General features: G+C 34.4%; 3 protein-coding genes. All 3 read left to right on the forward strand.

Annotation, left to right across the window (positions count from 1 at the left end; genetic code table 11):
* Nucleotides 1-93 precede the first annotated feature (93 nt).
* The 3 genes from ACKTTC_RS19270 to ACKTTC_RS19280 all read left to right on the forward strand — a co-directional run bounded on the left by ACKTTC_RS19270 (nucleotide 94) and on the right by ACKTTC_RS19280 (nucleotide 11,798).
* A complete protein-coding gene (locus ACKTTC_RS19270) occupies nucleotides 94-3,828 on the forward strand; it encodes a M4 family metallopeptidase (protein ID WP_408041501.1) in 3,735 nt (1,244 codons plus the stop codon).
* A 372-nt stretch (nucleotides 3,829-4,200) separates the two neighbouring features.
* Nucleotides 4,201-8,889 carry a fibronectin type III domain-containing protein gene (locus ACKTTC_RS19275; protein ID WP_408041502.1) on the forward strand — a complete coding sequence of 1,563 codons (4,689 nt, stop codon included), beginning with the start codon at nucleotides 4,201-4,203 and terminating at the stop codon, nucleotides 8,887-8,889.
* A 200-nt stretch (nucleotides 8,890-9,089) separates the two neighbouring features.
* Nucleotides 9,090-11,798 (forward strand): fibronectin type III domain-containing protein, encoded by a 2,709-nt coding sequence (locus ACKTTC_RS19280; RefSeq protein WP_408041503.1) that lies wholly within the window; start codon nucleotides 9,090-9,092, stop codon nucleotides 11,796-11,798.
* The last annotated feature ends 76 nt before the right edge of the window (nucleotides 11,799-11,874 follow it).

Consider the following 11,874-nt stretch of genomic DNA (forward strand, 5'->3'; position numbering starts at 1 on the left):
AAGTTTGGTACACAAATGATAAAATTTTAACACCATAAACCACTTTTTTTATCATTCACAAATAAATCATTTTTTTAAAAACCCTCGAAAACTATGAAACACACACGTTTTAAAAATGTGTTGTTAGCTTCATTCTTATGCGCTGGTTTACTATCCGTAACAGCACAAGAAGGCAGAAGCTTAAAACACATTACAGTTGAAAAAACACAACAAACTTCATTACAACAAGCCCCAGAATTACTTCGTAAAAAGCTTAAAATGTCTCAAAACGAAACATTACAGAGAGTGAAACAAGAAGTAGACGATTTAGGGTTCACCCACGAAAAGTTCCAACAACGATTTAAAGGATTAAAAGTTGAGTTTGCTACTTATAGCGCGCATGCCAAAGGTGGAATGCTTAGAACAATGAACGGTCAATTTTATGACGTTAATAATGTAAGCATACAACCAAAAATATCAAATGAGCAAGCTTTTCAAAAAGCATTAAACCACACAAAAGCAGAAAAATATTTATGGGATTATCCAGAGGCAGCAAGAGCAATGGATAATTACAAAAAACCTGAAGGAGAATTAGTCATTTTACCAAAAGAAGTTTTGCGTACCCAAAAAGCCAAACTAGCTTATAAGTTTGATATTTACGCAACTAAACCACTAAGCAGAGGCTATCTATATATTGATGCTCATACTGGTGAAGCCCTATTTTACAATGCTATTATTAAGCATGCAGATAAAATTGGAGAATTAGGAGAAATAAAGAGTCTCTCTAAAATCGACAAGAAAAAAATACTTGAATCTCTTTTTGCTACTGGTAATGCAAGAACACGTTATAGTGGCATTAGAAACATTCAAACAAGAAAAGATGGCAATGTATACACCTTGAATGACGAAACAAGAAAAGTATACACTCGAAATGCTAAAAATCAAGATGTTAACGGTTTTCCATATATAACAAACTATGATGAGTTTGAAGACAATGATAATAATTGGACAAGAGCAGAACATAGCGCTAATAAAGACGATGCTGCATTAGATGCACATTGGGGAACCATGAAAACTTACGATTATTTTTTACACAAACACAATAGAAATAGTTTTGATGACAATGGTGCTCCTATTCGCAGTTATGTACATGTGAGAAGTAATTACGATAATGCCTTTTGGAATGGTACTGTTATGTCTTATGGAGATGGTTCTTCTAACGGACAAGAAGGAAATGGAAGATTTGATGCATTAACCAGTATCGATATTGCTGCTCATGAAATAGGACATGCTGTTTGTACAAATACAGCAGCTCTTGTATACCAAAGAGAATCTGGAGCAATGAACGAAGGCTTTTCTGATATTTGGGGAGCTGCAGTTGAACATTTTGCTAAAGGAAATGGTAACGATAGAAGACCCGCTGCTTCCGTTTGGTTAATAGGTGATGAAGTAGATAGAAGAAGTGGGGTTTCTGCTTTACGTTCTATGAGCAATCCAAATGAACGAAATCAACCAGACACCTATGGAGGTACTTATTGGAAAGATCCAAATTGTGTTCTTCCATTTGCGCTTAATGACTATTGTGGTGTACACACAAACTCTGGTGTATTAAACTACTGGTTTTATTTACTTACCGTTGGAGGAAGTGGTACCAACGATATAGGAAATAATTATAGTGTTAGTGGTATTGGTATGACAAAAGCCGCTAAGATTGCATACAGGTTGGAAGCAAATTATTTATCACCAACATCAAAATTTGAAGATGCAAGAGAAGGAGCAATTATTGCTGCATCAGATTTATATGGAGATGGAAGTCAAGAAGTAAGAGCAGTTATAAATGCTTGGTATGCAGTTGGGGTTGGAGAATTATGCTATTTAAGAGCTCCTCAAGAGTTTAGAGTTTCTAATGTTGGTCCTAGAGAATTCACATTAGATTGGGCTAGAGTATCTGGTGCAAAAAACTACAAACTAGAAGTTACAGCTGTAGTTGACGGAATAAAATCTCCTGGTGAAATTAAAGTTATTGGAAAGTCTAAAATTATTTTAGGTTTACAACCTGGTACTGAATACAGATGTAAGATACAAGGTAATTGTACAAATGGCTCAGGAAGTCCAGCTATTATCAATGTAGTTACTACAGGAACACCTCCAATACGTTATTGCCCATCTAAAGGAAGATTCCCTGATGAATATATAGATAGATTTCAATTGGGTGACATAGATAATACGTCTGGAAGTAGTACTGGGTACACATACTTCTCTAACCTTTCTACTGAATTAACACAAGGAAGTACTAATACGTTAACAATAACTCCAGGGTTTTTAGACAAACAATATGAAGAAGGGAATGGTTATGCTGTTTGGATTGATTACAACCAAGATGGTGATTTCTCTGATGCTAATGAAACAATTTGGACTAAAGCTCCTTCAACTGAATCGCCAGTAAGTACAACTTTTGTAATACCTAGTGATGCCAAACCAGGACCGACAAGAATGAGAGTTTCTATGGAATACAATAGAATCCCAGGAGCTTGTGAAGCAGATTTAGGTTATGGTGAAGCTGAAGATTATAAAGTTATTATTAAATCGGCTAATGGCGATAATCAGAAACCAAGTAGACCTAAAAACTTAAAAGCATCAGACATTACCATGTCTACAGCTACCTTAAGCTGGACAGCCTCTACGGACAATGTTGGAGTAGTTGGTTACGATATATACCAAGGAACTTCATTATTAACAACTACCACAAATACAACAATTAATGTTACAGGTTTATCAGAACAAAGCCCTTATACATATTCTGTAAGAGCCAAAGATGCAAGTAACAATGTTTCTAATGTAGCAAATGTAGTATTCACAACATTAAGTAATGAAAACAGACCTTCTGCTCCTGTAAATTTAAGAGCTTCAAACATTACTCAAAATACCATTACACTCGCTTGGAAAGCATCTACAGATAAAAATGGTGGAGTAATTACTTATGAAGTATTTAAGTCTAGAACAAAAATTGGAACAACAACAAATACATCCTTTGAAGTAACTGGATTACAAGCTAACAAAAACTACTCTTTCTTTGTGAAAGCAATCGACCCTGAAGGAAATGTTTCTAACGAGAGTAATGATCTAAAAGTAAACACTTCAAACTATTGTGAATCTAAATCTAAATCTTCTGACGAAGAATGGATTAGTTATGTTGGTTTAGCGAATTTAAAATTCAGAACTGGGTCTGGTTTCGGCTATGGTTATGGAGGGTATACACATAAATCTGCAACTGTAAGAAAAGGAAGTAATTATACTCTTACTGTGGGAATTAAATATAAGAATATCCGATACAGAAACAGAATAGTTGTTTGGATTGACTATAATAATAATGGTGTTTTTGAAGCAAATGAAAAAGTAATGTCAAAAGTAGTTTCTAACACAGCAAATTATAATCAATCTATAAGAATTCCTTCTAATGCCAAACTAGGTAAGACAAGAATGAGAGTATCTGCAAAACGATATATAAATGAACAAGGACCTTGTGGAACTTTCTTTAGAGGAGAAGTAGAAGATTATTTAGTTAATATTACAGGTAATAATAATTTTACAGGTATCACAGCTGAGGAAGAAACTAGTTCGGATGCAATAACTATTTACCCAAATCCTGTATCGAACTTTTTGAATATTAAACTAAATTCTAATAATACAGCTTCAACATATAGAATTGTAAATATTTTAGGTAAAGTTGTTCAGTCTGGAGAATTAAATACTTCACAATTAAATATAGCTAATTTAAATAGTGGGCTTTACATTTTAGAGATCATGAACGATATGAAAATATTTAAACAAAAGTTTATAAAAAAATAACAAAAACATAAAATAACTATTTAAAAAGAACCCAGTTAAATGCTGGGTTTTTTTGTTTCTCATAAAATTTTCTTATCAAAATCAATTTTTAAATAAGTTTATTTTTTTAATACTTTTATAAGACAAACAATAATATTTTAACAAAAATCCTAGGTGTTTTTATTGTTTGCAAAACAGAAAACCATTAATCAACCCCCCAAAAAAACCATGAAACACATTAATCTTAGAAATGTGTTTTTGACTTCGTTCTTGTGTGCTGGACTATTTTCAGTAACTGCACAGGAGGGCAAAAGTTTGAAACACATTAAACTTGAAAAAACTCAAAAAACCTCTCTACAAAAAGTTCCCAGTATTCTTAGACAGAAACTAAAAATGTCATCAAACGAAAGTCTACAAAAAGTAAAACATGAAGTAGACGATTTAGGCTTTACTCACGAAAAATTCCAACAACAATTTAAAGGCATAAAAGTAGAATTCTCTTCATATATCGCACATGCCAAAGGTGGTGTATTAAGAACAATGAATGGTCAATTTTACGATGTTGGTAGAGTAAATACAACACCACGATTATCCAATCAACAAGCTTTTCAAAAAGCTTTAGATCATACAGGAGCCGAAAGTTATTTATGGGAATATCCAGATGCAGCAAAAGCAATGGATAACTATAAAAAACCTGAAGGTGAACTGGTAATTTTACCAAAAGAATTTTTAAAAACTGATGATGCTAAACTAGCATACAAATTCGACATTTACGCAACAAAACCTGTAAGTAGAGGACACCTCTATATTGATGCTCATACAGGAAAAACATTATTCTTTAATCCGATTATCAAACATGTCGATAATTTTGGTCATGAAGGTGAATTACATGAGCATCATGCACACACATCACACAATACATCAGAAATTGATGCAAGAAAAACATTAGAAACTCTTTTTGTTTCTGGTACAGCTCAAACAAGATACAGTGGTACCAGAACCATAGAAACTAGAAAAGACGGTAATGTATATACATTGAATGACGAATCTAGAAAAGTATATACTAGAGATGCTAAAAACCAACCTGCTTCTGGCTATCCATATATCAACAATTTTGATGAATTTTCAGATAATGATAACAATTGGACTACCGCAGAACATAGTGCAGGAAAAGACGATGCAGCATTAGACGCTCATTGGGGAGCTATGATGACTTATGATTACTTTTTAGACAAACATAGCCGAAACAGCTTTGACAACAATGGAGCTGCTATTCGTAGTTATGTTCATGTAGGAACAAATTACGACAACGCCTTTTGGAACGGTACTGTAATGTCTTATGGAGACGGATCTTCGAATGGAAACGAAGGTAATGGAAGGTTTGATGCTTTAACTAGTATTGATGTTGCTGCTCATGAAATTGGGCATGCTGTATGTACAAATACAGCGGATCTTGCCTACCAAAGAGAATCTGGAGCCATGAATGAAGGTTTCTCAGATATTTGGGGAGCAGCTGTAGAACACTTTGCAAAAGGAAATGGTAGTGATACAGCTCCATCACCAGAAATTTGGTTAATTGGAGATGAAATAGACAGAAGAGCAGGTGTTTCTGCCTTACGCTCTATGAGCAATCCTAACGAAAGAGGGCAACCAGATACCTACGGTGGCTTACATTGGAAAGATCCAAACTGTGCTTTCCCAAGTTCTTTTAACGATTATTGCGGTGTACACACTAATTCTGGAGTTTTAAATTACTGGTTCTACTTATTAACTGTTGGTGGAACTGGAACTAACGACAAAGGTAATAGTTATAACGTACCTAGCATTGGTATGACAAAAGCAGCTAAAATAGCATATCGTTTAGAAGCTAATTACTTATCTGAAAATTCAACTTTTGAAGACGCTAGAGCCGCTTCTATTATTGCTACAACAGATTTATATGGTGATAAAAGCCCTGAAGTATTAGCAGTTATGAATGCTTGGTATGCGGTAGGAGTTGGAGAACTTTGTTTCTTAGATGGTCCTACTAATTTTGCAACATCAAATATTAGCGACAATCAATTTACTTTATCATGGGATGCAGTACCAGGAGCTGCATCGTATACATTAGAAATTACAACAAATGCTACTGGTGCTACTATGCCAGGAAAAATTAATGTTTCTGGAACTTCAAAAACAATTACTGGCTTAGATCCAGGTACTGAATACAATTGTTCAATTATAGCTAAATGTTCAAATGGAGGAAGCGGTACTCCATCGTTAATTACAGCACAAACTACCGGTATTGCCCCATTAAGATATTGTTTTTCTAGAGGTAACAGTGTATCAGGTGAATATATTGGTAGAGTACAATTAGGTACTATTGACAATTCAACTCCAAGAGGAGAAGGATATTCAGATCATACTGATATTTCTACTGATTTAAGGTCAGGATCTGCTAATACAATTACTGTTACACCAGTATGGAGATCTACACAGTATCCAGAAGGATATGGTGCATGGATTGACTTTAATCAGGATGGAGATTTTTCTGATCCAGGAGAGCATATCTGGTCAAAAGCTCCATCTAATGAAAGTCCTGTAAATGGTATATTTGTCGTTCCTTCTGACGCTACATTAGGAGCTACTAGAATGCGTGTTATTTTAAAATACAACGCAACGCCATCTCCTTGTGAAGAAGTCTTTTCTTATGGTGAAGTAGAAGATTATACTGTAGTTATTACCTCTGCAACAAGTGATGACACTGAGGCTCCTACCACACCTAGTAACCTAACAGCTTCTAACGTAAGTTATACTTCAGCTACGTTAAACTGGGATGCTTCTACAGATAATATTGGAGTAGCAAGTTATGATATTTACAATGGAATATATCTTATTGGAACCTCATCTACAACTTCTTTTGATGTATCTGGTTTAGATGTAAGCACAACCTATACACTTACAGTTAAGGCTAGAGACGCTGGAAATAATTTATCTGAAGGTGCAGATGTAACTTTTACTACATTACATGACGCTAACCCAACAGGTCCTTCTAATTTAACTGTTTCAAATATAGATTACACTACTGCAAATCTTACTTGGGGAGCTCCAAACGGAAATATAGTAGTAGGTTTTTATGAAATTTCATTAAATGGTGATTTTATTGATATCGTAGATGATCCTAATTTCACTCTGACAGGATTAACCGAGGAAACAGAATACACAGCAACAATAACTGTTTTTGGACCTACCGAAGAGCAATATGGCTCTGCTAGTATTACCTTTACAACTTTATCAGATTCAGGAGATACCGAAGCTCCTACTACACCAACAAATTTAGTTGCTTCTAATATTTCCTTTACCTCAGCAACGTTAACTTGGGACGCTGCTACCGATAATATTGGTGTTGTAGGTTATGATATATATCAAGGAACAACATTAGTAGACACAACAACTACTACTTCTTTCGATATTACTGGTTTAACATTAAATACATCGTATACATATTCAGTAAAAGCAAAAGATGCGGCAGGAAATATTTCTGATGCTGTAACTACGACTTTTACAACATTAAACGATGCTGAAGCTCCAACTGCACCAACAAATTTAGTTGCTTCAAATATTTCTTTTACTTCGGCAACTTTAACTTGGAACGCAGCTACCGATAATATTGGTGTTGTAGGTTATGACATTTATCAAGGAACAACATTAGTAAACACAACAGCAACTACTTCTTTCGATATTAGTAGTTTAACATTAAACACAGCGTATACATATTCAGTAAAAGCAAAAGATGCTGCTGGTAACATTTCTAATGCTGCAACTGTTACTTTTACAACATTAAACGACACAGAAGCACCAACCACTCCAGCAAATTTAGTAGCCACTAATATTGGATTAACTTCAGCTACTTTAACTTGGAATGCTTCTTCTGATAATTTTGGTATTGCTGGTTATGATGTGTATAAAGGGTCAACATTAGTAGGTACAACAGCAACAACTTCTTTTAATATTACCGGCTTAACTCTAGGCACATCGTATGGTTATTCTGTTATAGCAAAAGATGCGGCAGGAAACACTTCTAATGCAGCAGAAGTAACTTTTATGACATTAAACGACACTACAGCTCCAAATAGACCAACAAATGTAAGAGCTACAAATATTACTAAAGTTTCAGCAACTTTACGTTGGAATGCAGCTACTGACAATGTTGGCGTTGTAGGTTACGATATTTTTAGAGGAAGTTCTTTTATAGGTTCTACAACCAGTACTTCTAAGTCATTATCTGGATTAAGTGCTGGAACTAGTTATACATATTCAGTAAAAGCTAAAGATGCGGCAGGAAATATTTCTAGCGCTGCAAGTATAACATTCAAAACTGCTTCTAACGGCCCTACATATTGTCAAGCAAAAGGAAACAGTACAAGTATTGCTTGGATAGATTATGTTGCATTAGGTGGAATGTCTAAAGCCTCTGGTTCTAACGGTGGTTATGCTAACTTTACTAATAAAACTGCTACTGTTAGAAAAGGAAGAAGCTATCTTTTAACTGTTAGTGCAGGATATGCAAGTGGTGGAAATAGACCTAATATGTTTTTTGCAGTATGGATAGACTTTAACCAAAACGGAAGGTTCGATAATAACGAAAGAGTTATGACAACAGCTTCTAATCAAGACGGAAATAGATCTACTAGTATTTCAATTCCTGGTAATGCAAAATCAGGAAAAACTAGAATGCGTGTAGCAATGAGAAATAACCGAGAACCTTCACCATGCGGAACATTCTCAAGTGGAGAAGTAGAAGATTATACAGTGAATATTTCGAATAGTGGATTCTTTAATGGAGTTACAGGTATAGACTCTCAAGAAAACACTTCTGAGTTATTCATATATCCTAACCCAGCAAAGAACACATTGAAAGTTCAATTAACTACTACAGTAAAAGATAACGTATATAGAATTATCAATATAAACGGACAAGTTGTTCAGTCTGGAAAATTAGACACTTCTGATTTAGATATTTCTAATTTAAATAGTGGAATATATATTTTAGAGGTAAATAATGGCGTTAAAACATTTAAGCAAAAGCTTATAAAAAAGTAACAAAATCTAAAATCGTTATTTAAAAAGAACCCAGTTAAACACTGGGTTCTTTGCGTTTTTACAAGTGTTTTTCCTGAGCAAACCTAATTAATGTAAGTTCATTTTTTTAATATATTTATAATACAAATAATAAAATTTTAACAAAACCCGGGTTGTTTTATTACTTGTGAATTTAAAAACTTTAACTCCCCCCGAAAATCATGAAAAACACAAGTCTCAGAAATGTGTTTTTAACTTCGTTTTTATGTGTAGGATTACTTTCAATAACTGCCCAAGAAACCAGAAGTTCAAAACAGATTACTACTCAAAAAACCCAGAAAACAACCAAAGTAAAACAAGCTAATCAACAAGCTTTTACTAAAACGATTGATTCAAAATCAATAAAAAACGCTTATTCACAAGAACGTTGTTCTTTAAATGCTCCTAGTAATTTTGCAGCATCTAACATAAACGAAAATGACTTCTCTCTATCTTGGGATCCCGTCCCTGGAGCTGTATTTTATACATTAGAAATTACTGCTACTACAGACGGTGTTTATGCTCCTGGAAAAATTAATGTTGGTGGCTCACCACATATTATCTTCGGATTAGCCCCTGGAAACGAATACGAATGTAGTGTTGTAGCAAATTGTGCTAATGGACAAAGTGGGTCTTCTACTATTATTACGGTAACAACTGGAGGTTCTACTGCTTCACCTTATTGCAAATCTGAAGGTAAAAGTGTTAGAGACGAATATATTGGTAGAGTACAATTAGGGGCTATAGATAATGCAACTCAAAAAGACAAAGGGTATTCAGATCATACAAATCTTTCCACTGAATTAAGCATTAATTCTTCTAATTCCATTACAATTACGCCTACTTGGAGCGGATCACCTTATCAAGAAGGCTATGGAATTTGGATTGATTACAATAATGATGGAGATTTTTCTGATAATGGCGAAACTGTTTGGACAACTCCTCCAACAAGAGACGCTTCAGTAAGTACTACATTTACTGTTCCTTCTCATGCCACATTAGGAGCTACTCGAATGAGAATTGTATTAAGATATTCTGATTCTAATGAAATTCCGACTGCCTGTGAAACATCTTTTGAATACGGTGAAGTAGAAGATTATACCGTTGTAATTACTCCAGACACTACAGATTATGAAGCACCAAGTGTACCGGGTAATTTAACTGCAACTGATATTTCATTTACCTCAGCTTCCTTAACATGGGATCCATCTACAGATAATGTTGGAGTTGTTGGCTATGATATATATAAAGGAAATTCTCTTGTACAATCAACTACAAATACATCTTTCAACCTTACAGGTTTAGCTATAAATACTTCACATACTTATTCTGTGAAAGCAAAAGATGAACAAGGCAATACTTCAGACCCAGCAACTGTTACTTTTAGAACATTAAAAGATAATGAAGCTCCTAGTACTCCTTTAAATTTAGCTATTTCTAACCTTACTTGTACTTCAGCAAAATTGAGCTGGGGTTCATGTAACGATAATGTAGGTGTAGCTGGTTATGATGTATATTTAAATGGAACGTTGGTAGGTACAACATCTAATACATCTTTTAACTTTACTGGCTTAAGTGTTAACGCTTCATATACTTGTGCTGTACGATGTAAAGATTCCTCTGGAAATACTTCTACTTCTGCCAGTACCTCTTTTAAAACACCAAAAGATGTAGATGCACCTACGAAACCATTTAACCTAAGAGTATCTAATTTAACTTGTTTATCTGCTAAGTTAAGCTGGGGAGCCTGTAATGACAATGTGGGCGTAGCTGGTTATGATGTATATAAAAATGGAGCTTTGATAGCTTCTACATCAAGTACTTCATTAAATCTTACAGGATTATCTGTAAACACTCAATATAACTGCTCTGTAAGATGTAAAGATGCAGCTGGAAATGTTTCTGCAGCAGCTTCTGTTACTTTTAGAACACCTAAAGATGTAGATGCACCTACAAAGCCATTTAATTTAAGAGTATCTAATGTTACAAAAACTTCTGCAAAATTAACTTGGGGAGCTTGTAACGATAATGTAGGTGTTGCAGGATACGATTTGTATAAAAATGGAGCTTTAATAGCCACTACTTCTAACACAAATTATACATTAACTGGGTTAACTCCAGGTACAACCTATACTTGTAAAGTTAGATGTAAAGATGCGGCAGGAAATGTTTCTGCAGCAGCTTCTGTAACCTTTACAACTATTCCTAATTCTAATTTTTGTGTAGCTACTTGTAACAGTACAGCAGCAGGTTGGGTAGATTATGTAAACTTTGGAGGAATGACTTGTAGAAGTGGAGCTAGTAGTGGTTACGCAAATTATACGAATAAAGTTGCACGAGTTTCAAGAGGTGGTTCTCAACTTTTAACTGTAAGCGCTGGAACTGTGAACAGTCAAAATGTTTTATTCTTCGGAGTTTGGATTGACTACGATAAAGATGGTCAGTTTGAAGATGATGAAAAAGTGATGTCGAATGCTTCTACAGATGGTGGTTATAGATCTACAAGCGTTTCTGTTCCTGCTTTTGCTAAATTAGGTTTAACAAGAATGCGTGTTATTATTAAACTTGGAACTGAACCAGATCCATGCGGAGTATGTGATTATGGTGAAGTAGAAGATTATACTGTTAATATTACGAATACCGCTAATAAAGCTAAAGGTCTTTCTGAATTATCAACATATCCTAATCCAGTTACAAATAGTATTCAAGTAAAATCGCTATCTAATTCTAAAAATAAAGTTTATAGAATTCTTACTACTACTGGACAAGTTCTGGCTTCTGATAAGTTAAAAACTTCTACACTTAATATTACCCATTTGCAAAGTGGTGTATATATTTTAGAAGTAAACGATGGTCAGAAATCATATACAACTAAATTTATCAAGAAATAAAGGGGAAAGATTTAGTTGAATGTTGAAACCCGAGCATTTGCTCGGGTTTTATTATTTTAATATGTTATGAATACTT

The organism is Tenacibaculum amylolyticum (assembly GCF_964511145.1).
In the GTDB taxonomy this organism is placed as follows: Bacteria; Bacteroidota; Bacteroidia; order Flavobacteriales; family Flavobacteriaceae; genus Polaribacter; species Polaribacter amylolyticum.